Source organism: Rhizobium sp. UBA1881, assembly GCF_002338015.1.
GTDB lineage: Bacteria > Pseudomonadota > Alphaproteobacteria > Rhizobiales > Rhizobiaceae > Rhizobium.
On the sequence record NZ_DDHH01000130.1, the window covers coordinates 1,613 to 24,853 of the forward strand.

Genomic DNA, 23,241 nt, shown 5'->3' on the forward strand with positions numbered 1-23,241 from the left:
GGCCAGCAGCAGCGCGTGGCGCTGGCCCGCGCGTTGATCACCGATCCGGAGGCACTGCTCCTCGACGAGCCGCTGTCGGCGCTCGATCCGTTCCTGAAGATCCGCATGCGTGCGGAGCTCAAGAAGCTGCAGAAGACGCTCGGCATCACCTTCGTGCATGTGACGCACAGCCAGGAAGAGGCGATGGCGCTCGCCGACATCATCGTGATCATGAACGACGGCAAGATCGAGCAGGCGGCGACCCCGCGCAAGGTGTTCGAGGAGCCGGCCACGGCTTTCGTCGCCCGCTTCATGGGCGATCACAACGTGCTGACGGGTCGCGTGACATCCGCCAAGGACGGCCTGATCACGCTGGAGGTTCCTGAGGGGCAGAGCTTCACGGTGCGCGGCGCGGGCAGGGAGGTCGGCGAGGTCGTCGATATCGGCATCCGCACGGACCGGGTGCGTCTCGCCAGCGCCACCGACAAGACGCTCGGCTTCAACGGCATCATCTCCAACATCGAATATCGCGGCGCCTCGGTGAAGATCACCGTGGTCGGCGCGGGCAGCGATGACTTCACCGTCATTGCGTCCGACGGCGATTATTTCGCCAACCCCGCATCCGTCGGCGATGCGGTGTCCCTGAGTTGGGCCCTGGAGGACGCCGTTCTCCTGGGCCGCGTTTCGGCATGAATCTCAATTACCACAAAAACCAGAGGGAACTGACATGACTGATACAACGAAAACCACCAAGAAGGGTCTGCTCGACAAGGGTGTGTCGCGCCGCGGCCTGCTGAAGACGGGTTCTGCCGCCCTTGGTGCGGCCGCAGGCTCCGGGCTCATCACCGGTTTCCCGACCATCTGGGCGCAGTCGAACATCACGCTTCGCCAGTTCGGCACCGGCGTTTCCAACATCAACGCCATTGCCGAGCAGTGCAAGAAGGACCTCGGCATCACGCTAGAGATGACGGCGACCGATTCCGACGCCGCCGCCCAGCGCGCCGTCACGCAGCCCGATAGCTACGATATCGCCGACATCGAATACTGGATCCTGAAGAAGGTCTATCCGACCGGCGTCATCCAGCCGATGGATGTGAAGAAGCTGAAATATTACGACAAGGTCGTTCCGCTGTTCAAGAATGGCAAGCTGAAGCCGGATAGCGTGATTGCGCAGGGCACCGCGCCGCACACGGTCGGCTATGTCGAGAGCGCGGACGCCAAGACCTTTGCCAAGGGCGAGACCGAACTCTTCACCATGATGCCGACGATCTACAATGCCGATACGCTGGGCATCCGCCCCGACCTCGTCGGCCGCGAGATCGGCAGCTGGGCCGATATCATGGACCCGAAGTTCAAGGGCAAGACCTCGATCCTCAACATCCCGTCGATCGGCATCATGGATGCCGCGATGATCATGGAAGCGCTGGGGAACATCAAGTACGCCGACAAGGGCAACATGACCAAGGAAGAGATCGACAAGACGATCGAGTTCCTGATCAAGGCCAAGCAGGACGGCCAGTTCCGCGCCTTCTGGAAGTCGTTCGACGAGTCGGTCAACCTGATGGCATCGGGCGAAGTCGTCATCCAGTCCATGTGGTCGCCGGCGGTTGCCGCCGTCCGCTCCAAGGGCATCGCCTGCAAGTATCAGCCGCTCAAGGAAGGCTACCGCTCGTGGGGCGGCGGTCTCGGCCTTGCCTCGCACCTCAAGGGCGCCGAGCTCGACGCGGCCTATGAGTACATCAACTGGTACACCTCCGGCTGGGTCGGCGGCTACCTCAACCGCCAGGGCTACTACTCGGCCTGCATGGACACCGCCAAGGGCTTCATGACCGAGGACGAGTGGGGCTACTGGATCGAAGGCAAGGCCGCCAAGGGCGATATCCTTTCGCCCGAGGGCAAGGTCATGGAGAAGGCCGGTGCGGTTCGCGACGGCGGCTCGTTCGAAGAGCGCATGGGCCACGTCGCGTGCTGGAACTCCGTCATGGACGAGGACCGCTACATGGTTCGCCGCTGGAACGAGTTCATCGCGGCTTAAAGGCGATCCGGGATCTCCCCTTCCAATCGTGGGAGGGGAGGTTCTGCCGTGGGTTACCCCCCTCTGTCCTGCCGGACATCTCCCCCACAAGGAGGGAGATTGGCTGGGCGCACCCGCCCGCTCCGCACTCACCGTTTGGCAAGGTGCCCGCTCCGGGTCGATCTCCCCCCTTGTGGGGGAGATGCCCGGCAGGGCAGAGGGGGGTAACCCGGGCGCTGAGGCCGAGGCTAACGCTAACGCTTACCGCCCGCCAATCACGCCGATATAATCCGACACCCAGCGGTGATAGGGCACGCATTCGCCCTGTTCGCACTTGGCGGTCGGCGTGCGCCAGAACTTGATCTTGTCGAAGTGATCATAGCCGTTGGTGGCGCAACCGGTGTCGGTCATCAGTTCGTTGCCCTTGCAGGCAGCCGGAACGGAGGGGACCGCGCCGAACCAGGCGGCGGCGTCGCCCTGGACCTTGGCGGAAAGCGAATGCTCCATCCACATGTAGGCGCAGTTCGGGTGCTCGCTGTCGGCATGCAGCATGGTCGTGTCAGCCCAGCCGGTGACGCCCTCTTCGGGGAAGGTGGAGGCGATCTTCTGCTTGTCGGCCTGCATCAGGTTGACCTGGAAGGGCCAGGAGCCGGAGGCGACGACGCCTTCATTCTTGAAATCGTCGATCTGGATCATCGCATCGTGCCAGTAGCGCGAGACGAGCTTGCGCTGGCCGCGGAGAAGATCGAGGGCGGCCTTGTACTGGTCTTCGTTGAGCTCGTAGGGGTTCTTGATGTTGAGTTCCGGCTTGTGGGCCATGAGATAGAGGGCGGCGTCGGCGATGTAGATCGGGCCGTCATAGGCCTGGACGCGGCCCTTGTTGGACTTGCCGTCGGGAAGCGTCTCTTCCTCGAAGACCACCTTCCAGCTCTTCGGCGCCTCGCCCTTGAAGGCGTCGGTGTTGTACATCAGCACGTTCGGTCCCCAGAGATAGGGAACGCCGTAGTGGACGCCATTCACCGTATACCAGGGCGCATCCTGCAGGCGCTTGTCGACATTCTTGAAGCTCGGGATGAGATCGGTGTTGATCGGCTGGACGCGCTTGCCGGCCACGAGGCGCAGCGACGCGTCGCCGGAGGCGGTGACGAGGTCGAAGCCGCCTTCATTCATCAGCGACACCATTTCATCGGAGGTGGCGGCGGTCTTGACCGAGACCTTGCAGCCCGTCTCCTTCTCGAAGCCGGTGACCCAGTCGTAATTCTTGTCGCTTTCGCCGCGCTCGATATAGCCGGCCCAGGCCACGATGCTGACAGCGCCTTCGCCCTTGCCCAATTCCTTCAGCGGCTCGGCCGCCACGACCTGCGTCACGAAGCTCAGGGTCGCAAGCGCAGCCGTGCACGATTTCAGAAGATATTTCATCTGATGTCTCCCGGTTTTGGTGCCACTTCGTGGCGTTTTGTTCCCGGCAGAAAAGGTGACGCGAAAAAACCGCTTTCGCAAATTCATTTATCAGAATGGCGTTATCGGAATTTCCGATAGGTGGTTGCGTGCTCTAAGGTTTAGCGCGGCCGCCCGCTTCTCATAGCCTCGGCGATGCCGACGAAATCCCTTGCTGCCTGCGGCAGGCTGGAGCCCTTGCGCCAGACCATGCCGACCTGAACGACCGGAAGCGAGCCGGAGACGTCGCGACTTTCGATGCGGTCGCCTTCCAGCGACCAGGGGCGGTAGACGAGATCGGGGAGCAGCGCCACGCCGGCGCCGGTCGCGACCAGGCTGCGCACCGCTTCGACCGAACGCGTGCGGAAGGCCACGTGTGGGCGGGCGCCGAGGGCGGAGAGCAGCTTGCCGGTGTTCTCCTCGATTTCGTCGACGGTCAGCATGATCAGCGGCTCGCGGGCGATATCGGCGATGGAGATGATGTCGGCGGACACAAGCGGGTGGCCCATGGGCAGCCAGAGGCGATAGGGTGAGGTTTCCAGGATTTCGGCCTGCAATGCCATGCGATCGCGCAGGTTGGAGATGACCATGACCGCGACATCGAGCTCGCCGCCGACAAGCAGATGCTCGAGATAGCCGCCATTGTCCTCGATGGCCGAGACCTCGACGCCGGGGCAGGCGCGGCGGTAGCGGGCGAGCAGGTCGGAGAGCACGTAGCCGGCGACCAGCGAGGTGACGCCGATGTTGAGCGTGCCCGAGGGCTGGTTGCTGGTGCCGGAAAAGCTGGCGCGGGCATCGGAGACGCTGGCCAGGATCTTGGTGGCATGGCGCAGGAACTGGTGGCCGTTATGGGTGATCGTCAGCCCGCGCGGATGGCGGTCGAAGAGCTCGACGCCGAGGTCGGTCTCCAGCTCCTTCAGCGCTTCCGTAACCGAGGATTGCGAGATCGACAGGTTCTGCGCGGCCCGCGTGATCGAGCCCTGCTCGGCCACTGCGATGAAGTATTGAATCTGGCGAAGCGTGAAGGCCATGGCATGTTAGAGCATGGCGCCCGAGGCCATTGCAAGCGTGCACCAGCTGGACCTTTTTTGGGATAAGTCTCTTTGTGGCACAAACTTCTTGCCCGCATTTAAGTATTCCGAAACGTCATTTCTCTAGCGTCCACACCAGTTTATTGCGTTGGAGTGACTTGATGGCGGAGCAGTTGGCGTGAAGGCCTTACTGCGCATCTTCCGGCCTTCCCGGAAATTGGTGCTGATCATCGGCGGAATTGCCCTTCTTGGGGGCGTTTCCGGCGGCGCAGCGCTGTATATCGGCAAGGACACCCTGCTCGGTCCTCCCGCGGAGACCGTGAACGGTGCCGCGTGCACCGACGTCAATCTCGTCACCATCAAGAAGCAGAAGCGGGTCTGGATCCGCAAGTATATCAAGACCGAACCGACCGACGGCATGACCCGCGTCAAGACGGCGCTCAGGGTAGCCAAGGCCGTCTACGATGCGCAGAAGCCGGATCTGGTGCAGGTCGTGGTTCTCGACGCCAACGGTCCGACGCTGCGCTCCGACATTCGCGGCCGGGCGATCGGCGCCGACGTCGTCTATATCCCGCATCCCGATCCGATCGTCGAAAGCATCGAGGGCAACAAGACCTACACCGCCCGCTACTACGACGGCACGGCGGCCGCCAACGGCCTGTTCTTCGGCGAACGCGTCGACTTGCCCGAGGACGAGATCACCACGCTCAACGCATCCTTCAAGGATGTGTCTGACTGTATCGACCCGATCGCGGTTGCCGCGACCGAGGGCGGCGAGGGCAAGCCGGCTGCCAAGGGCGAAGGCGCAGCGCCTGCTGCCGGAGGACACGGCGCGGCCCCGGCCGAAGGTGAGGCAGCCCCGGCGGCGGCGCCTTCAGGCGGGCATTGATTGATTGGTTGCTGTACGGTCTGCGATGACCTGCTGCGCAATAAGACCTTCGCGATGTAGCGGACGGGTTCCCACAATCTCCCTCATCCCCGTGCTCGTCACAGGGATCCAGCGTGATCAAGTCCTTGATCACAATAGACTCTCTTGGCCGCGCGGACGCGCGTCGGCTGGATTCCTGTGACAAGCACAGGAATGAGGGTGGGGAGGTGTTGGCGCATCGTTCTCGATGTCAGTGGGAGATGCGCTCAGTTACCTGGCGATGGCGGGGAGAGGCGCTATCGCAGCCAAACAAAAAAGGCGGCCAACCCTTTCGGGCCGCCGCCTTTTCTTGTGTCCGTGACCGATCTTAGTCAGCCTTGGCCTTGCGGGCCGGGAAGAGGATGACGTCGCGGATCGAGGGGGCGTTGGTCAAGAGCATGGTCAGGCGATCGACGCCGATGCCGAGGCCGCCGGCGGGCGGCATGCCCTGGTCGATGGCGTCGAGGAATTCGTCGTCCAGTTGCTTGTCCTTCTCGCCGCGGGCATGCGCCTGCTCCAGCTGTTCGACCATGCGGCGGCGCTGTTCTTCCGGATCGTTCAATTCGGAGAAGGCGTTGCCCAGTTCCCAGGCGTTGCAATAGGTCTCGAAGCGTTCGACTAGGCGCGGCTCGCCCGGCACTTCCTTGGCGAAGGGCGAGATGTCCTTCGGGAAGTGGGTGACGTGGCTCGGCTGGATCAGCGTGCCCTCGACTTTTTCCTCGAAGATGAAGGCAAGGCATTCGCCCCAGGTCCAGTCCTTCTCGACCTCGAAGCCGGCGGCCTTGGCGGCCGTGCGGGCTTCCTCGTCGGTCTTCATGGCGAGGAAATCGATACCGGTCGCTTCCTTGACAGCGTCAGGCATGGGGACGCGCTTGAACGGGCCCTTGAAGGAGATCTCTTTGTCGCCGAAGGGGAATTCCGTCGTGCCGTGAACCTGCAGCGCCAGCTTCTCGAACAGGCGCTCGACGAGGTCCATGATGTCCTCGTAATCGGCATAGGCCCAGTAGCACTCCATCATGGTGAACTCGGGATTGTGCCTTGTGGAGACGCCTTCGTTGCGGAAGTTGCGGTTGATCTCGAAGACCTTGTCGGTGAGGCCCGACACCAGCGTACGCTTCAGGAAGAGCTCGGGCGCGATGCGCAGGTACATGTCCTGCTTCAGCGTGTTGTGGTGCGTCTTGAACGGATCGGCCGTCGCGCCGCCATAGACGGAGTGCAGCATCGGCGTCTCGACTTCCATGAAGCCGTCGTCTTCCATGAAGCGGCGGATGCCGGAGAGGATCTTCGAGCGCTGCTGGAAGCGGAGCTTGGATTCGTCGTTGCTCATGATGTCGAGGTGGCGCTTGCGATAGCGGATCTCGATATCGGCGATGCCGTTCCACTTCTCCGGCATGGGGAGAAGCGACTTGGTGAGCATGGTGATCTCTTGCGCATTGATCGACAGCTCGCCGCGCTTGGTGCGGCGCACGGTGCCGGTGACGCCGATGATGTCGCGCGGGCCGTATCTGGTGCCCGAACGCTGGAGACCTTCATCGCCGCCCATCCCGTCCGCCCGGTCGAATTCCTGCGTCTGCCGTTCTCGCATCCTCTCTATATCCTGTTCTCCTCGGGCACGACGGGCGTGCCCAAATGCATCGTGCATTCGGCCGGCGGCACGCTTTTGCAGCATCTCAAGGAGCATCGGCTGCATTGCGGCCTCGGGGCCGGCGAAAAGCTCTTTTATTTCACCACCTGCGGCTGGATGATGTGGAACTGGCTGGTATCGGGGCTTGCCGTCGGCGCCACTCTCTGCCTCTTTGACGGCTCTCCCTTCGCGCCCGATGGCAATGTGCTCTTCGACTACGCGCAAGCGGAAAAGTTCGCGGTTTTCGGCACCTCGGCGAAATATATCGACGCCGTGCGCAAGAGCGGCCTGACGCCGCGCAACTCGCACGACCTGAGCAGCCTGCGCCTCATGACCTCGACCGGATCGCCGCTATCGCCCGAGGGCTTCACCTTTGTCTATGAGGGCATCAAGGAGGACATTCAGCTCGCCTCCATCTCCGGCGGCACCGACATCGTCTCCTGCTTCGTGCTGGGCAATCCCATGCAGCCGGTCTGGCGCGGTGAAATACAGGGGCCGGGGCTCGGCCTTGCCATGGATGTGTGGGATGACAACGGCCATCCCGTGCGCGGCGAAAAGGGCGAGCTTGTCTGCACCAAGGCCTTCCCGTCCATGCCGGTCATGTTCTGGAACGACAGCGATGGCGCCAAATATCGTGCCGCCTATTTCGAGCGCTTCGACAACATCTGGTGCCACGGCGATTTCGCCGAATGGACGGAGCATGATGGTATCATCATTCACGGCCGCTCGGATGCGACGCTCAATCCCGGTGGCGTGCGCATCGGCACGGCGGAAATCTACAATCAGGTCGAACAGATGCCCGAGGTCGCCGAGGCGCTCTGCATCGGTCAGGATTGGGATGACGATGTCCGGGTCGTTCTCTTCGTTCGCCTGGCACCCGGCGTTGCTCTGACCGATGAGTTGGTCAAGTCAATCAAAGCGCGAGTCCGCAGCGGCGCCTCGCCACGTCACGTCCCCGCCAAAATCATCGCGGTCGACGATATTCCGCGCACCAAGTCTGGCAAGATCGTCGAACTCGCCGTTCGCGAGATCGTGCATGGACGGCCGGTGAAGAACAAGGAAGCGCTCGCCAATCCGCAAGCTCTTGATTTGTTTTCAGATATCGAAGAACTGCGCGCGTAAATCGTTAAAATGATAGCGAAACTACAATATGTGACCGGGCAGAGCTTCGTCGCTCCGGCAACCTTTCGTTAAGAAAGCCTTGTCAAAGGTAAATGTAACTTGGGGCTGCATATGAACGAGGCAGCTTGGAGCTTTGCTCCCGCAACATGATGTTAATCGCCTAAGCCCTTGTTGAACAGCACCCAAACTCTCAGGCAGCCTCTTGGCTGCCTTTTTTCTTAGCTGGCCAGAACCCGTTGCGACGGGAACGCGATCTCGACGAGCGTCCCTTCGTTGGGTGTCGAGCTGATCGCGAAGATCGCTCGGTTGGCATCCACCATCGCCTTGGTGAGCGGCAGGCCGAGACCCGTGCCTTCGCCGCGATGGCGTGATTGCGTCGAGACCTGCCGGAAGGGCTTCATCGCCTGGTCGAGCTCGCTGCGGGTCATGCCCACGCCCGTGTCACGAATGCGAAGCACGACGCTGCCATTCGTTTCATAGGAGGTCGATACGACGATCTGCCCGCCCGATGGCGTGAAGCGGATGGCGTTGGAGAGGATGTTGAGCGCGATCTGCTTGATCGAGCGCAGATCGGCGACCACATCGGGAACCGCGTGCGAAAGCGCCGTGCGGATGATCACCCGCTGGCTGTTGGCCTGCGGCTGCAGCAGCGCCACGGCTTCCGAGATCGCTTCGTTGAGATTGATCGAGTCGAAATCGAGATCCATCTCGCCGGCTTCGATCTTCGAGATGTCGAGCAGGTCGTTGACGATATCGAGCACATGCCGGCCCGAGCGGCCGATGTCGTTAGCATATTCGACGTAACGCGGATGACCGATCGGCCCGAAGCGCTCGCCGGCCATCATGTCGGAAAAGCCGATGATGGCATTGAGCGGCGTGCGGATCTCGTGGCTGACGCGTGCGAGGAAATCGGTCTTGTGGGCGTTGGCCGTCTCGGCGGCACTCTTGGCGCCGCGCAACTCGTCCTCGGTGCGCTTCCACTGGGTGATGTCGCGGATCACGGCGCAATAGCCGCTGGAGGAGGTCAGCCGCCCGAGCGTCATGAACAGCGGCACGAAACCGCCCGATGCCTCGCGGCCGATCACCTCGCGCCCATCATTGAGGACGCTGGCGACTCCATGGCTGGAAATGCCGTTGATATAGTCGAGCACGGCCTTCTGGCTCTCATGCGCGAAGAGCATCACGAAGGGTTTGCCGCGCGTGTCTTCCTCGTCATAGTTGAAGAGCGCGCTGGCGGAACGGTTCATCGAGCGGATGTCGCCGTCGGCGCCGATCACCACGACGCCGTCGGTCGCGGTTTCCAGGATCGAGCGCAGCTCCTCGACTTCCACCTGCAGCTTGGCGACCTTCTCGACCATGCGGTCGGCGGCGCGTCCGTCGATAGCAGGAGCAATCTCTGGAGCAGGCGCCGGCCGCTCGCTGACGACAGGCATCAAGGCCAGCATCAATGCCGTGCTGTCTTCCCAGCGGATCGATTGCAGCCGCGCCGACACCGGCACGAGGTCGTCTTCCATGGTGACGAGCATCATGCCGTCATGGCGCGCGCTGGCGTCGGCAATGTCGTCGCGCTGGAGCAGCGCATCGATACCGCCGACATCGGCCAGATCCTGCAGCGAGCGATAGCCCGTCAGGCGCATGAATTCAGGGTTGGCATGGATGAGCTGATCGCCCGCATGAATGAGTACGGCAACCGGCAGCTGATCGATCATGCCTGCCGAGAAACCATCGGTCATCTTCACCCGGGGCGGTATGAAGCTCGCCAGAATATCCATCTGGCTGACCGTTTCTTCGAGACCTTCGGTGACATCGTCGCTGTCGTCGTTGGCTGCAACAGGCGTTTCGGGGAGCCGCTCGTCCGTCGAATGCTCGGAAGAAGAGGGGGCCTCGGCGTCACTGAGTACGGCATCACTGTCTGCTATGTTGCTGGATAGCGGCTGCTCAGCTTCATCCGATCCCGAGACCTCGGCGCTGCCCTCGTGCTGATCCGTCGTGTCGGCAACAACCTCATCGCCTTGCGATGCGTTGTCATTGATAAGGTCTGTTCGAGGTGCCTCGTCGGTCGCCTTCTGCGCCTCGTCAGTCGCTTGCTTCGCCTCGCCATCCTCATCCGGCGTATTCACGCCAAATGCTTCGAGACGCTTTGCGATCTCGCGGAAATTCGCCTGCTCGGCATTCGTCAGGCCGGGGCCGACGCCATGCAGCTGCACGATCTTGTCGGTCAGTCGGCGGTTTGGTGTCTCTACGATGCGCAAAACCGGCGGTTCGGCGCGCGGTGTTTCCACGCTCTGCATTAGCGCCGGAGCGGGCGTATCGTCCTCAGCGGCGTGCTCTTCTTCGGCTAGGAAATCGTCCGTCGCCGCATCGGCAGCGTCCGTCGTCTCCACGGAAACCGGCGCTTCGTCGATGCTGTCCTCGGCAAGCGTCTCTTCCGCGAGCTCATCCGCCACGGTCTCGTCGTCTTGCTGATCCAGCGCAGCGTCGCCATAAGCAATGCCATCAGGGCCGAATGTGAGGCCGAGCGCCAGCGGATCTTCCGCCGCATCGGAGAGACGCACGACGCCGAAGCCGCGGAAGCCGTCGAATTCGCGGCTGCGCGTATAGGTCGGCAGCGCCGCCAGATCGACCGGCACGGCGAGGCTCGTGCCCTCGATCGGCCAGTGAATGGTCTTGCCCGACCATGTGTCGCGGCGCGCCAGCGCCTCGGAAATCTTGCCCTCGGGATCGAGGTTGAACAGCGCCGACACATCGCTGAAGGCGATGCCGATAATGTCTGCAGCATGCGGACCAACCGCTTCCGCGAACTCGCCGGAAACCTCGCTGAAATGACCTTCGGCGTCGATCTTCCACACAAAACGCGTCGCCCGGCTGTTCGGCTTGAAGACGAAACGACCGTTTTCGGCCGCTACCTGGGTAGCCTCGGGCGCGACCTCGGCAACGGCGGGCGCGACTTCGGCGTCATCATCCAGATCAGCGGCATGGGGTTCGGGCGTCTCTGCCGGCGCCTCATAGGCCACGACATCGTCGCTTGTAAGCTCGCCATCGGCCAGTTCGGCAGCCGCGACCGGCTCAGCGATCACATAATCCGGCTCGAAAGCCGCGATGTCGTCATCGGCAACCGTCTCGCCCGGATGGAATGCCTCGTCGGCCTCTACATCGTCGGGCGCTACCGTCTCCTCGGCAGCTACAGGCGCCTCGGCATCATCGATATCCTCGGCAGCATGATCTGCCGCAAGCAATGCTTCGGGCTCCGGATCGGAATCCGGCAGCGTCTCGACATCGCCGAACCCGTGCGTCTCGTCCTCCACGACGGGCGCCATATCAGGCTCGATCACGCCTGCCTCGTAGGCTTCGTCACCAGCCGGCACGGTCTCCGCCTCGAAGGCCTCGGCGGCAACCGATGAAGCCTCCGCGATGTCGGCATCGTCGGCAATGCTCTCGTCCGGCGCGTCCTCGATATCCTCGATCTCGGCAACGGCATCGATCGCGTCGGCGAATGTCGAGGCCGGCGCGACAACGGTATGGTTAACGGGGCTTGTGGATAAGTCCGGCGTATCCGTCGGGTCCAGACGTCCGAGCACGGTCTCGACCGCGAAAAGCAGGTAAAGCGCGGGCTCGTGGCTGATTCGCCCGACGGCGGCCGGCAGATAACCCTTGCCTGTCGCGACCGGTCGCTTGATCAGCCCGTGCGGATGCGCGCCGGCCATGGTCGCCAGGGCCTTTGCCGTCGGCTGTGTCACGCCGAGGGATGAAAAGCCGGGGGAGGCGGCAACGATCTCGCCTTCGCCGCCGATGACGGCCATATGCGTATCGGGATCGTCGAGCCCCTTCAGCATCTGCGCGGCCGATTGCTCCGTCGACAGCGCCCGCGTCGCGACCGGCAACGAGACCAGCACCGCCGCTTCGCCGGAAACGTCAATCAGTTCAACCGAGGCCTGCACGGCCACGCGCTGGAAACCCTGCGCGATGCGGATCATGAAGTTCCTGGTATCGCCGGTCCTTGCAAGCTGGCGGGCGGTCACCTCCAGCTGGCGATAGGTGATATCGCCGCGATTGACGCCCTGATCCAGGAGATCATAGACAGCCGCATGCCCGAAAAGCTCGGCGCCCGCGCCGTTCGCCCAGAGCGCACGCGCAAGGTCCGCCGAGAAAAGCACCAGCGCTTCCCCACGGGCAAAGTGCTCCCGCACACGCGGATGCACGGCGATGTCGATGAACGGATATTGGACTGCGGGCATCAGTGGACCTTTAGTCTTCGGGCCTGGCAAATTAACGGTCTATTAATAACGACAGGGCGCAAACCGGTCCAGCACGACCAATGGCTTTCGGCCGAAAAGGTTAACGTCGGTTGCGCCGCACAATCATGTTGCACTGCACAATGGAATGCGCTATATGATGCTTACCTAACAAACGAGGCTTTCACGATGCCGAGACAAAAGGAGCAAACACCAATGGCGAAAATGGAAGACGTATTTTCTATCTCCTCTTTTGACCCCGCGAAGTTCGCTGACTCGTTTCGCGATTTCGCCGAAAAGGGCTCGCAGCAGTCGCGCGACGCCTATGCCAAGATGAAGGCAGCCGGCGAAGAAGCCAGCAAGACGCTCGAATCCACCGTTCAGACGGCCCAGGCCGGCGCTGCCGAAATCGGCCATCAGGCGATCGGCGCCCTGCGCACGAATGCCGAGAACTCGCTGACCCACATGGACGCGCTCCTCTCGGTCAAGTCCGTTGCCGAGTTCTTCGAACTGCAGACCTCTTTCCTGCGCAAGCAGGCGGAACTGACGATCGAACAGGCCAAGGCCATGCAGGAAACCTCCAAGCTGGTGGCCGAAAAGGTTGCCAAGCCGTCGAAGGAAGCCGCTGAAAAGGTCATGGCTTCTTTCAAGGCTGCCTGATTTTTATGACAGACGAACAAAAAGGCTGGACCCTTCGTCCAGCCTTTTTGTATATTAAGGACAGATAGGGCTTGAATTAAATTTCAAGTCCCCGTATGTCACCCCCGTCGCGCCAAGCGACGTTTGTGCGGTTGTAGCTCAGTTGGTTAGAGCGCAGGTTTGTGGCACCTGAGGTCGGAGGTTCGAGACCCCCCAACCGTACCATTCTCTCCACTATAATGAGATAAGTATCCGGCTTTCGTCTCCCTCGAGACATCGCCTCAATGCTTCATCATGACAGGCATGGTCGCGTGCGAAAGCACGTATCGGGTGATCCGGCCGAAGAGCAGTTCCAGAAGATAGCCGTGCTTAAAGGCGCCGATCAGCAGGCAGGTTGCTTTCTCTGTTTTGGCGAATTCAACGATCGCCTCGCCGATCGAAAGGCCATTCGACGATATCGCCACCACCTGGCCTTGAAGCGCGAGGCGGGCAAGCAGGGCCTCGGCACTCGTCTTGGCCCTGCCGTCGGTATCGTCGATGCAGACGAGCGTGATCCGTTTCGCGGCCGCAAGCCAGCGTTTGGCGGCGATAAGGGTGTCTTCGGCGTGTCCCTGTTGTCTCCAGCCGATCACCACATGGCCGAACAGATTGCCCTGGTAATAGTCGCGGGCGGGCGGCATCAGGACGAGTTTGTGCTGGCTGAACACGACGCTGCGGAAGGCGTCGCGCGCGTCGGCGTTGCCGTGCCTCGATGTGACCACGAGTTCGCTCGCCGCGCATTCGGTGGCGACGCATCGTGCGACATCGCCGCGGCAATCGTCGAGAAAAACCGTGCGTCGCTGCGCGTGGCGCCGGCGCCAGATGGCGAATGCCCGGCCAACCTGCTCGAAACGCTGCCGCGATGAGCCCTCGGCGTGATCGCGCAATTGTATCAAATCGATCTCCTCGGGCGAGAAGACCAGCGTCATCGGTTCCGATCCGATATGGGCGGCGGCCATTGAGCCGTGTATGGCATGCGCCGCATCTTCTGCAAGGTCGAGACAGAGCCGGGCGGTCATCGGATCGGGCAGAAGCGCCAGCACCTCCGCGCCGCCGTGCGATCGGCACAGCGGACTGTCGCTCTCGATATCCCGGTCAGCGTCTCTGCTATCCCTCGTGAACATGGCCGTACGCGCTCCAAAAGGGCGCTTGCCGGGATCAAACAATGGTCGCATCGAGGCGACCTCACCGCAGGCGCCGATGTCATGATTTTACGCCTGCAAATGCCGCTCTGCAACATGCTCCGCGCAGACAAAATCGAGCGTTCTGACGAGTCGTCCGCCTGCCCAAGCTGTGCCCGATGTGGCCTATCAACGGCCTGTCGCCGCGCCGGACAGGTATTTTTCGTGAGTCACCCTTGTATAAAAGGTGTTGCTAATCAATATCATCGCCATGCCCCGCGCCCCCTGCGTCATATTGCGTTGCAAAATGTGAACGAGAATGCCATTTTCCCGCCGGGGGTTAATTCAGAGTGATTTTAGAAGGAGACTTATATGTCCATTTCGCTCAGCAATCTGGATAAATCCAACGCCCAGCCAATCCCTCCGGTCAACGCAGCCGCAGTTCTGAGAACGGCACGCGAGACCATTGGCTATAGCGTTGACGATCTCGCCGTGACGTGTGGTCTGCTCGTCGCTGAAATCGAGGAAATCGAACGCGGCGAAGACACGGATTCCGCCAAGATCAAGCGCATCGCCGCTGCCTTGCAGCTGCCACTTGCTTCGCTGGGCCTCGAATAATCCAGTTGTTATTGCGGGACCGGCGGCTCTTCGCCGGTCCTGCCGCTTGCCTCCTCGCTTAGCGGTTCATTAACCGTATCGCCCGAACCCCAGGGACGGGCCGATGCCGGAGGTAGTTTTACCTCTCCCCATATAGGATATATTGGCAACCTGAGGGCGAATGTTCCGCCGGGCGCTACATCGTGTTGAGCGGTAGCCGGACGGTATCATGGGGACAGCATCATGGAACGACGTGCATTTCGCATCGGCGATCGATGGGTCGATGGCGGCGAACTCCTGGAGCGCGGCATGTTGCTCGTGTGCGCGGTTCTGGCAGTCGTGCTTCCAGTCCTCGACACTGGCCTCCCGGATACGAGCGACGATATCCTGCTGCACGACTTCAGTCTGCTCGGCGGCGCCACCTATCTTATGCTGGCAACCTATGCCGCCGCCTTCTTCGGGGTCTTCGCTCTGGCCGTGCGCGAGCACATGCGCTTTATCGATCTCGCGGGTCTGATCATGGCCGCCATTGCAGTCTCCCGCGCCGTCTATTTGATTGGATGGGTTCATCTTCCGGTCACCGTGGACGAGGGCGGTCTCGCTTCGGTTCCGCTTACAGGATTTCATCTGTCCTATGGCAGCGTGCCGCTCTTCTTCCTGCTCTTCGGCAGCCTATGGCAAATGCGCCGCTCCTGGCGCGGGTAGGCGCCAGGCTATCCCGATCCTTCCGGCCGATCATGGAACTCCGGGCATCAGCACACGTTTTCCTTCTTTAAAAGGAAGGTGTGTATGTTGGAAACCCAAGCCGACAAGTCGGTTGTCGCAAGCCTTGCGCAGTTCCGCTGGAACAGCCGCGTCATTGTGATCTTTCCCGACAAGGGCAATGCCCGAACAGCCCGGCAGGAAAACCAGCTGATGGCTGAAAGGCCGGGCCTCCAAGCGCGCGATGTCGTCGTGCTGAAGGTCGCCGGCGATACCGTGCGCCCGCTTTTCGGCGCCGTTGAGGATCTGGACGCCAAGGCGCTCGCCCGTGATCTGGCCGCCCCGCCGCCGGGAGAATTCATGACCTTCCTTATCGGCAAGGATGGAACGGTGAAGCTCACCATCGGCGAGCCAATATCGGCCGCCGAGCTTTTCACCATCATCGATGCCATGCCGATGCGTTCAGCTGAAGCCGCCCGGCGCTAAGCCGGCACATCTTCAGAAACAGATATCCAAGAAAGGAGCGGATCATGTCCGTGCCAAACGAACCCTTGCCCGGCACGCCGCCGATGCCGGGACCGGATTGGGCGCCGCAGCCTCCGATCCACGAGCCGGAGCCCGACAGCTTGCCGGACGAACTGCCCAATCCGAACCCGGATGAAAACGACGAGCCACCCAAGCATGCTTGGGATCAGGCCGTGCGGAGCTAATCTAAAGGAACATCTGCCTGTCGGCGGACACCAGTTCCTGCAGGAAATCGACGACGGTGCGCACGCGCAGCAGGTCGCGTGCGCTTTCATGATACGTCGTCCAGTAGGCGCGCTCGATCGAAACATCGGGTAGGATGCGGATCAGTTCGGGATATTGCCGGGCAATGTAATCGTGCAGGATGCCGATGCCGGCACCGGAGCGAACGGCTTCCGTCTGCCCGGTCGCGGTCGAAATCTCGAAGCCGGCGTCCCAGCTACGCATCACCGCCGATGAGAAGTTCAGCGATGCGGTGAAGATCAGATCCTCGACATAGCCGATCCGGGGATGCTCCTTGAGTGCCTCGATATCTTTAGGCGTGCCGTTCGCCTCGAGATAACCCTTCGAGGCGTAGAGCCCGAGCGTGTAGTCCGTCAGCTTCGATGAGACGAGCCGCCCCTGTTCCGGCCGCTCCAGCGTGATCGCGATATCGGCCTCGCGCTGCGACAGAGAGAAGGAGCGGGGCACCGGCACGAGCTGTATCCTGAGCTCCGGATGCCGCTTGATCAGCCGGCCGAGCCGAGGTGCCAGAAACGCGACGCCGAATCCATCCGGCGCGCCGATCCGAACCGTTCCCGCGATGCTGCTGTCGAGATGGCCGAGGCTCGCCTGCGCCCTCAGCATCTCGGTCTCCATGCGCTCGGCGGCGTGCAGAAACATCTCGCCCTCCGCCGTCAGGTCGCAGCCATTGGTGCGGCGCACGAGCAGCCGCGTCTTCAGCCGCTCCTCCAGCGTCGTCACCCGCCGGCTCAGTGTGGCGTGGTTGACGCCCAGCCGTTTGGAGGCGGAAAGAATCTGTCCGGTCCGGGCTACGGCCAGGAACATACGCACATCATCCCAGTCCAAATCGGCCTCCGGCTTTAATTTTTGCACAACGGTTGCTTAAACCTGTTCATTGATCTGTGCAAATTGAAGTGCGATGCTGGGTCATCCAACAAAGACTGTGAAACCCAGAGGAGGCACCCATGCACGAGATTGGTCATTTCATCGGCGGCAGGCACGTCGTTGGCTCCAGCGGCCGCGCGAGCAACGTCTATAATCCGGCAACTGGCGAAGTTCAGGCGACTGTGGCACTTGCCAGCGTCGAAGAGATGCGCGCCGCCGTCGAAAACGCCAAGGCCGCGCAGCCGAAGTGGGCCGCCACCAACCCGCAGCGTCGCGCCCGCGTCTTCTTCAAGTTCGTCGAACTCCTGAACAAGCACATGGACGAGCTCGCCGTCATGCTCTCCAAGGAGCACGGCAAGACGGTCGAAGACTCCAAGGGCGATATCGTCCGCGGTCTAGAAGTCTGCGAATTCGTCTGCGGCATTCCGCACCTGCAGAAGGGCGAGTTCACCGAGGGCGCCGGCCCCGCGATCGACATGTACTCGATGCGCCAGGCTGTCGGCATCGGCGCCGGCATTACCCCGTTCAACTTCCCGGCCATGATCCCGATGTGGATGTTTGCGCCTGCGATCGCCTGCGGCAACGCCTTCATCCTAAAGCCTTCCGAGCGCGATCCGTCCGTGCCTATGCGCCTCGCCGAACTGATGATCGAAGCCGGCCTTCCGGCAGGTATCCTCAACGTCGTCAACGGTGACAAGGAAGCCGTCGACGCCATCCTGACGGACCCGGATATCGGCGCGGTTTCCTTCGTCGGCTCGACCCCGATCGCCCGTTACGTCTATGGCACCGCTGCCATGAACGGCAAGCGCGCGCAGTGCTTCGGCGGCGCCAAGAACCACATGATCATCATGCCCGACGCCGACATGGACCAGGCCGTCAACGCGCTGATGGGCGCTGGCTACGGTTCCGCCGGCGAACGCTGCATGGCGATCTCGGTTGCCGTTCCTGTCGGCGAGGAAACCGCCAACCGCCTGGTCGAGAAGCTGACGCCGAAGATCGAGGCGCTGCGCATCGGTCCTTATACGGATGACAAGGCCGACCTCGGCCCGCTCGTCACCAAGGAAGCCCAGGCCCGCGTCTCCGGTCTCATCGACAAGGGTGTCGAAGAAGGCGCCAAGCTGGTCGTCGATGGCCGCGGCTTCAAGCTGCAGGGCTATGAGGATGGCTATTTCGTCGGCGGCACGCTGTTCGATCACGTCACGCCGGATATGGATATCTACAAGACCGAAATCTTCGGACCGGTTCTCTCCGTCGTTCGCGCCAAGAACTACGAGGAAGCCCTCGAGCTGCCGATGAAGCATGAATACGGCAACGGCGTCGCGATCTATACCCGTGACGGCGATGCGGCCCGCGACTTCGCCTCCCGCATCAATATCGGCATGATCGGCGTCAACGTTCCGATCCCCGTGCCGCTCGCCTACCACTCTTTCGGCGGCTGGAAGGCATCGAGCTTCGGCGACCTCAACCAGCACGGCACGGACTCGATCAAATTCTGGACGAAGACCAAGACGATCACCGCCCGTTGGCCATCCGGCATCAAGGACGGCGCCGAGTTCGTCATGCCGACGATGAAGTAAGTATTTGTAAAAGCTGCGCTTTGGAACCGGGCCCCGCGAGGGGCCCGTTCTCGTTCAGGTCCACGCGCCGCTCGCATTTATAACGTGATTGATTTTTTCATCTTTTTCTATTTTGGAATTGTTCAAAACTATCAAAGGCATTATATACGGTGCCTAACGAGAACGAATCTGGAGATCGGCATGCGTTTGACCAAGCAGACCAACTATGCTGTTCGCATGTTGATGTACTGCGCTGCCAATGACGGCAGTCTCAGCCGGATTCCCGAAATTGCCAAGGCATACGGCGTTTCCGAGCTCTTCCTGTTCAAGATCCTGCAGCCGCTGAACAAGGCTGGTCTCGTCGAGACCGTGCGCGGCCGCAACGGTGGCGTCCGCCTCGGCAAGCCGGCGGACAAGATCAGTCTCTTCGACGTCGTGCGCGTCACCGAAGACAGCTTCGCCATGGCCGAGTGCTTCGAGGATGATGGCGAAGTCGATTGCCCGCTGGTCGATAGCTGCGGCCTGAATTCGGCGCTGCGCAAGGCGCTGAACGCCTTCTTCGATGTGCTGACGCAGTACTCGATCGACGATCTGGTCAAGGCCCGTCCGCAGATCAACTTCCTGCTCGGCCTCGAAGGCGATCATCATCACCCGAAGTCGCGGGCTGTCGCGCCCGCTGCCTGAGGTAGCGTTGCTTTATTTTTCGCAACCGCAGTCACTGATAGTGGCTGCGGTTGTTTCGTTTCCGGATTCAGACCTCAAGCGTCTACCCGATGGGTCGGTATTTGCACTGTCGTTGATATGCGCAACATTAAATGTGACCAAAACAAGGGTTATCCAGCGTGAATATTGCTAAATGCGGCCCATTTTCGGCGTAAAATTACTAAAGTTGCCCGGTCGGAAAAATTTTCCGGCCCGGTCGTTGATTTAAACAATCAAATATCGTTCCATCGGCGCTCGATCGGGAGGAGCGCTCTGCGATCAGACAAACGTATAAAAGAACAAACCTGGGAAACGAAATCATGAAAAAGATCTCTGTCCTTCTGGCAGCGACCGTTTTGGCTTCGGCCATGGCGTCGACCGCTTGGTCCAAGACGCTCGTATATTGCTCGGAAGGATCGCCGGAAGGCTTCGATCCCGCAATCTACACGGCTGGCACCACCTTCGACGCTTCTTCGCGTACCGTCTACAGCCGCCTGGTTGAGTTCAAGCATGGCAAGACCGAAGTCGAGCCGGGCCTTGCCGACAGCTGGACCGTTTCCGATGACGGCCTGACCTATACGTTCAAGCTGCATCCGGGCGTCAAGTTCCAGACCACCGAGTTCTTCACGCCGACCCGCGACCTGAACGCCGACGACGTCGTCTTCTCGTTCGACCGCCAGCTGAAGGCCGACAGCCCCTGGGCCAAGTACGTTGCAGGCGTTTCCTACGAATACGCTGCCGGCATGGGCTTCCCGGATCTGATCAAGTCGGTCGAAAAGGTCGATGACCTGACCGTCAAGTTCACCCTCAACCATCCGGAAGCACCGTTCCTCGCCGACCTCGCGATGGACTTCGCATCGGTCGTTTCCAAGGAATATGCCGACAAGCTGCAGGCCGATGGCAAGATGGAGCAGATGAACCAGATGCCGCTCGGCACCGGTCCGTTCACCTTCGTCGCATACCAGCCGGATGCCGTCATCCGCTACAAGTCCAACGAAACCTACTTCAAGGGCAAGGAAAAGATCGACGATCTCGTTTTCGCGATCACCCCTGACGCCTCGGTTCGCGCTCAGAAGCTCAAGGCCGGCGAATGCCACATCATGCCTTACCCGAACGCTGCCGACGTCAAGGATCTGAAGGCTGATTCCAGCCTCAAGGTTCTGGAACAGCCGGGCCTGAACGTTTCCTACCTCGCCTACAACACGCAGCAGGCGCCGTTCGACAAGCCTGAAGTGCGCAAGGCGCTCAACATGGCGATCAACAAGCAGGCGATCGTCGATGCCGTGTTCCAGGGCGCTGGCCAGGTTGCCAAGAACCCGATCCCGCCGACGATGTGGTCCTACAACGACGCCGTCAAGGACGATGCCTACAGCCCCGATGAAGCTAAGAAGATGCTCGAAGCCGCTGGCGTCAAGGATCTCTCGATGAAGATCTGGGCAATGCCGGTTTCGCGTCCGTACATGCTGAACGCACGTCGCGCCGCCGAACTGATGCAGGCTGACCTCGCAAAGGTTGGCGTCAAGGTCGAGATCGTCACGCACGAATGGGCCGAATACCTGAAGCTCTCCAAGGACGTTAAGCGCGACGGCGCCGCCATCCTCGGCTGGACGGGCGACAACGGTGATCCGGACAACTTCCTCGACACGCTGCTCGGCTGCGAAGCTGTCGGCGGCAACAACCGCGCGCAGTGGTGCAACAAGGAATTCGACGCCCTCGTGAAGAAGGCCAAGAAGACTTCCGACGTTGCTGAGCGCACGAAGCTCTACGAAGAAGCACAGGTCGTCTTCAAGAAGGAAGCACCCTGGGCAACCCTCGACCATTCGACGGAATTCGTTCCGATGAACGCCAAGGTTTCCGGCTACGTGCAGGATCCGGTCGGTGTTCACCGCTTCGACGGCGTTGATATCGCCGAATAACCAAAACTATGCAAAGATGCCCGACAAGATCGGGCTTGGCCGGCGGTCAGGTTTGATACCTGACCGCCGGACTAATATGGACATATGATATGTTTCGTTTTTTCATCGGGCGCCTAGCGGTCCTGATCCCCACCTTCCTCGGTGTTTCCATCATCGCCTTTGCGTTCATCCGCCTGCTGCCCGGAGACCCGGTCATGCTGATGTCGGGCGAGCGTGTCATGGCGCCGGAACGCCATGCTGAAATCATGCACGACCTCGGCCTCGACCGGCCCGTCTACGTCCAGTACATCGATTACCTCGGTAATCTCGTGCAGGGCGATCTCGGCTCGTCGATCGTCACCAAGCGCCCGGTCCTGCAGGAATTCATGTCGCTGTTTCCGGCAACGCTGGAGCTGTCGCTCTGTGCCATCCTGTTCGCCATCATCCTCGGCATTCCCGCCGGCATCTTCGCCGCGGTGAAGAGGGGGACGTGGTTCGACCAGGGGGTCATGGGCGTGGCCCTTGTCGGCTATTCCATGCCGATCTTCTGGTGGGGCCTGCTCCTCATCGTTCTCTTCTCGAATACGCTGCACTGGACACCCGTTTCCGGCCGTATCTCGCTGATGTACTTCTTCAAGCCGGTCACCGGCTTCATGCTGATCGACAGTCTGCTGTCCGGTCAGGCCGGCGCCTTCAAGTCGGCCTTCCAGTCGCTGATCCTGCCGACCATCGTTCTCGGCACCATTCCGCTGGCCGTCATCGCCCGCCAGACCCGTTCGGCCATGCTTGAGGTTCTCGGCGAGGATTACGTCCGCACCGCCCGCTCCAAGGGTCTGGCCCCGTTGCGTGTCGTCGGCGTGCATGCGCTGCGCAACGCCATGATCCCTGTTGTCACTTCGATCGGCCTGCAGGTCGGCGTTCTGCTTGGCGGCGCGATCCTGACGGAAACCATCTTCTCGTGGCCGGGCATCGGCAAGTGGATGGTCGATGCGGTGTTCAAGCGTGATTACACCGTAGTCCAGGGCGGTCTTCTCCTGATCGCGGCCATCATCATGCTCGTCAATCTGATCGTCGATCTCATGTACGGTCTCATCAACCCACGCATCAGACACTAGGAGCGGCCCATGAGCACGACAAACACCACGTCTGCCCAGCCCTCCGGCCTTTCGGAGTTCTGGTACTACTTCTCCCGCAACAAGGGCGCGGTCATCGGCCTCGTCGTTTTCGTCTTCGTTCTCCTGCTGGCGATCTTCGCATCCGTAGTCGCCCCGCATGATCCGAACGTGCCGTCGGGCTTCCAGCGCCTGCCGCCGGCATGGTCGGAAGGCGGCAACAGCGCCTATCTGCTCGGCACCGATGCAGTCGGCCGCGACATGCTTTCGCGCCTGATCTTCGGCACGCGCTTCTCGCTGTTCATCGGCCTCGTCGTCGCCTCGCTGTCGGCAGTCGCCGGCGTCCTGCTCGGCCTCGTCGCCGGTTACTTCCGCGGCCGCACCGATACGATCATCATGCGCGTCATGGATATCATCCTGGCCTTCCCGTCGCTGCTTCTGGCCCTCGTGCTGGTCGCCGTTCTCGGCCCCGGCCTGCTGAACGCCATGATCGCGATCTCGATCGTCAACCAGCCGCACTTCGTCCGCCTGACCCGCGCCGCCGTCATCAGCGAGCGCGAGAAGGAATATGTCGTGGCATCCCGCGTCGCCGGCGCCGGCACGCTTCGCCTGATGTTCAAGACCATCCTGCCGAACTGCCTTGCACCGCTCATCGTTCAGGCAACGCTCGCCTTCTCGGCGGCGATTCTCGACGCGGCGGCCCTCGGCTTCCTCGGCATGGGCGCCCAGCCGCCGACATCCGAGTGGGGCACGATGCTCGCCGACGCCCGCGAGTTCTTCCAGAGCTCGCCGTCGCTCGTCACTTTCCCGGGCCTGTGCATCCTCATCACCGTTCTCGCCATCAACCTGATGGGCGACGGTCTGCGCGATGCGCTCGATCCCAAACTGAAGAGGTCCTGA

18 protein-coding genes, 1 tRNA gene and 2 pseudogenes are annotated in these 23,241 nt (G+C 61.5%); 15 read left to right on the forward strand and 6 right to left on the reverse strand.

The annotated features are described in order from the left end of the window. Both B3605_RS16050 and B3605_RS16055 read left to right on the forward strand, forming a co-directional pair. Positions 1-672: ABC transporter ATP-binding protein (locus B3605_RS16050; RefSeq protein ID WP_296435022.1), on the forward strand; the 672-nt coding region annotated here is incomplete at its 5' end. Between the two features lie 34 nt (positions 673-706). Continuing rightward, positions 707-2,014: an ABC transporter substrate-binding protein gene (locus tag B3605_RS16055; protein WP_296435025.1), complete on the forward strand. Its 1,308-nt coding sequence runs from the start codon at positions 707-709 to the stop codon at positions 2,012-2,014. Between the two features lie 240 nt (positions 2,015-2,254). Here the strand turns inward: B3605_RS16055 and B3605_RS16060 are convergent, their stop codons facing one another. Next, the gene (locus B3605_RS16060) at positions 2,255-3,412 is read right to left on the reverse strand and encodes an ABC transporter substrate-binding protein (protein ID WP_112944183.1); all 1,158 of its coding nucleotides are present in this window, start codon (positions 3,410-3,412) and stop codon (positions 2,255-2,257) included. 140 nt (positions 3,413-3,552) lie between these two features. Next, a complete protein-coding gene (locus B3605_RS16065) occupies positions 3,553-4,461 on the reverse strand; it encodes a LysR family transcriptional regulator (protein ID WP_018901998.1) in 909 nt (302 codons plus the stop codon). 178 nt (positions 4,462-4,639) lie between these two features. Here B3605_RS16065 and B3605_RS16070 point away from each other — a divergent pair, with 178 nt between their 5' ends. After that, entirely contained in the window at positions 4,640-5,350 is a 711-nt protein-coding gene (locus B3605_RS16070; protein ID WP_112944182.1) for a hypothetical protein, read from the forward strand. A 346-nt stretch (positions 5,351-5,696) separates the two neighbouring features. On the opposite strand, the pseudogene lysS reads toward B3605_RS16070, so the two are convergent. Further along, positions 5,697-6,860: pseudogene (gene lysS, locus B3605_RS16075) on the reverse strand (lysine--tRNA ligase); the annotation flags it as partial. Here lysS and B3605_RS16080 point away from each other — a divergent pair. Beyond that, positions 6,786-8,114 (forward strand): annotated as a pseudogene (locus B3605_RS16080) (acetoacetate--CoA ligase); the annotation flags it as partial. The pseudogenes lysS and B3605_RS16080 overlap by 75 nt on opposite strands. A gap of 218 nt (positions 8,115-8,332) precedes the next feature. On the opposite strand, the gene B3605_RS16085 reads toward B3605_RS16080, so the two are convergent. After that, on the reverse strand, positions 8,333-12,349 hold the full coding sequence (locus B3605_RS16085) for an ATP-binding protein (protein WP_112973710.1): 4,017 nt from the start codon (positions 12,347-12,349) through the stop codon (positions 8,333-8,335). 213 nt (positions 12,350-12,562) lie between these two features. Here B3605_RS16085 and B3605_RS16090 point away from each other — a divergent pair, with 213 nt between their 5' ends. Next, positions 12,563-13,006, forward strand: a complete 444-nt coding sequence (locus B3605_RS16090) for a phasin (protein WP_018898489.1) — start codon at positions 12,563-12,565, stop codon at positions 13,004-13,006. Between the two features lie 127 nt (positions 13,007-13,133). Beyond that, a tRNA-His gene (locus tag B3605_RS16095) sits at positions 13,134-13,210 on the forward strand. A gap of 56 nt (positions 13,211-13,266) precedes the next feature. Here the strand turns inward: B3605_RS16095 and B3605_RS16100 are convergent. Then, positions 13,267-14,148: a universal stress protein gene (locus B3605_RS16100; RefSeq protein WP_296435032.1), complete on the reverse strand. Its 882-nt coding sequence runs from the start codon at positions 14,146-14,148 to the stop codon at positions 13,267-13,269. A gap of 369 nt (positions 14,149-14,517) precedes the next feature. Here B3605_RS16100 and B3605_RS16105 point away from each other — a divergent pair, with 369 nt between their 5' ends. The 4 genes from B3605_RS16105 to B3605_RS16120 all read left to right on the forward strand — a co-directional run bounded on the left by B3605_RS16105 (position 14,518) and on the right by B3605_RS16120 (position 16,154). Next, on the forward strand, positions 14,518-14,763 hold the full coding sequence (locus tag B3605_RS16105) for a helix-turn-helix domain-containing protein (RefSeq protein ID WP_112942733.1): 246 nt from the start codon (positions 14,518-14,520) through the stop codon (positions 14,761-14,763). A gap of 222 nt (positions 14,764-14,985) precedes the next feature. Next, positions 14,986-15,447 carry a hypothetical protein gene (locus tag B3605_RS16110; protein WP_112942732.1) on the forward strand — a complete coding sequence of 154 codons (462 nt, stop codon included), beginning with the start codon at positions 14,986-14,988 and terminating at the stop codon, positions 15,445-15,447. A gap of 84 nt (positions 15,448-15,531) precedes the next feature. Then, the gene (locus B3605_RS16115) at positions 15,532-15,930 is read left to right on the forward strand and encodes a DUF4174 domain-containing protein (protein ID WP_112942731.1); all 399 of its coding nucleotides are present in this window, start codon (positions 15,532-15,534) and stop codon (positions 15,928-15,930) included. A 44-nt stretch (positions 15,931-15,974) separates the two neighbouring features. Further along, positions 15,975-16,154 (forward strand): hypothetical protein, encoded by a 180-nt coding sequence (locus B3605_RS16120; RefSeq protein WP_112942730.1) that lies wholly within the window; start codon positions 15,975-15,977, stop codon positions 16,152-16,154. Position 16,155: 1 nt separating this feature from the next. On the opposite strand, the gene B3605_RS16125 is transcribed toward B3605_RS16120, so the two are convergent. Beyond that, positions 16,156-17,037, reverse strand: a complete 882-nt coding sequence (locus tag B3605_RS16125) for a LysR family transcriptional regulator (protein WP_112942729.1) — start codon at positions 17,035-17,037, stop codon at positions 16,156-16,158. 119 nt (positions 17,038-17,156) lie between these two features. Between B3605_RS16125 and B3605_RS16130 the strand changes: the two genes are divergently transcribed. The 5 genes from B3605_RS16130 (at position 17,157) to B3605_RS16150 (ending at position 23,241) form a co-directional block, all read left to right on the forward strand. After that, positions 17,157-18,653, forward strand: a complete 1,497-nt coding sequence (locus B3605_RS16130; RefSeq protein WP_112950901.1) for a CoA-acylating methylmalonate-semialdehyde dehydrogenase — start codon at positions 17,157-17,159, stop codon at positions 18,651-18,653. A 180-nt stretch (positions 18,654-18,833) separates the two neighbouring features. Beyond that, positions 18,834-19,316: an iron-responsive transcriptional regulator RirA gene (gene rirA, locus B3605_RS16135; RefSeq protein ID WP_112942728.1), complete on the forward strand. Its 483-nt coding sequence runs from the start codon at positions 18,834-18,836 to the stop codon at positions 19,314-19,316. 338 nt (positions 19,317-19,654) lie between these two features. Beyond that, positions 19,655-21,250: an ABC transporter substrate-binding protein gene (locus B3605_RS16140; protein WP_112942727.1), complete on the forward strand. Its 1,596-nt coding sequence runs from the start codon at positions 19,655-19,657 to the stop codon at positions 21,248-21,250. An 89-nt stretch (positions 21,251-21,339) separates the two neighbouring features. After that, on the forward strand, positions 21,340-22,344 hold the full coding sequence (locus tag B3605_RS16145) for an ABC transporter permease subunit (RefSeq protein ID WP_018898501.1): 1,005 nt from the start codon (positions 21,340-21,342) through the stop codon (positions 22,342-22,344). Between the two features lie 9 nt (positions 22,345-22,353). Further along, a complete protein-coding gene (locus B3605_RS16150) occupies positions 22,354-23,241 on the forward strand; it encodes an ABC transporter permease subunit (RefSeq protein WP_112950902.1) in 888 nt (295 codons plus the stop codon).

Bases quoted from the DNA above. Each gene is read 5' to 3' on its own strand.
- B3605_RS16055 (WP_296435025.1), top strand. From the start codon at position 707: ATGACTGATACAACGAAAACCACCAAGAAGGGTCTGCTCGACAAGGGT.
- B3605_RS16060 (WP_112944183.1), bottom strand. From the start codon at position 3,412: ATGAAATATCTTCTGAAATCGTGCACGGCTGCGCTTGCGACCCTGAGC.
- B3605_RS16065 (WP_018901998.1), bottom strand. From the start codon at position 4,461: ATGGCCTTCACGCTTCGCCAGATTCAATACTTCATCGCAGTGGCCGAG.
- B3605_RS16085 (WP_112973710.1), bottom strand. From the start codon at position 12,349: ATGCCCGCAGTCCAATATCCGTTCATCGACATCGCCGTGCATCCGCGT.
- B3605_RS16090 (WP_018898489.1), top strand. From the start codon at position 12,563: ATGGCGAAAATGGAAGACGTATTTTCTATCTCCTCTTTTGACCCCGCG.
- B3605_RS16100 (WP_296435032.1), bottom strand. From the start codon at position 14,148: ATGTTCACGAGGGATAGCAGAGACGCTGACCGGGATATCGAGAGCGAC.
- B3605_RS16105 (WP_112942733.1), top strand. From the start codon at position 14,518: ATGTCCATTTCGCTCAGCAATCTGGATAAATCCAACGCCCAGCCAATC.
- B3605_RS16110 (WP_112942732.1), top strand. From the start codon at position 14,986: ATGGAACGACGTGCATTTCGCATCGGCGATCGATGGGTCGATGGCGGC.
- B3605_RS16115 (WP_112942731.1), top strand. From the start codon at position 15,532: ATGTTGGAAACCCAAGCCGACAAGTCGGTTGTCGCAAGCCTTGCGCAG.
- B3605_RS16120 (WP_112942730.1), top strand. From the start codon at position 15,975: ATGTCCGTGCCAAACGAACCCTTGCCCGGCACGCCGCCGATGCCGGGA.
- B3605_RS16130 (WP_112950901.1), top strand. From the start codon at position 17,157: ATGCACGAGATTGGTCATTTCATCGGCGGCAGGCACGTCGTTGGCTCC.
- rirA (WP_112942728.1), top strand. From the start codon at position 18,834: ATGCGTTTGACCAAGCAGACCAACTATGCTGTTCGCATGTTGATGTAC.
- B3605_RS16140 (WP_112942727.1), top strand. From the start codon at position 19,655: ATGAAAAAGATCTCTGTCCTTCTGGCAGCGACCGTTTTGGCTTCGGCC.
- B3605_RS16145 (WP_018898501.1), top strand. From the start codon at position 21,340: ATGTTTCGTTTTTTCATCGGGCGCCTAGCGGTCCTGATCCCCACCTTC.
- B3605_RS16150 (WP_112950902.1), top strand. From the start codon at position 22,354: ATGAGCACGACAAACACCACGTCTGCCCAGCCCTCCGGCCTTTCGGAG.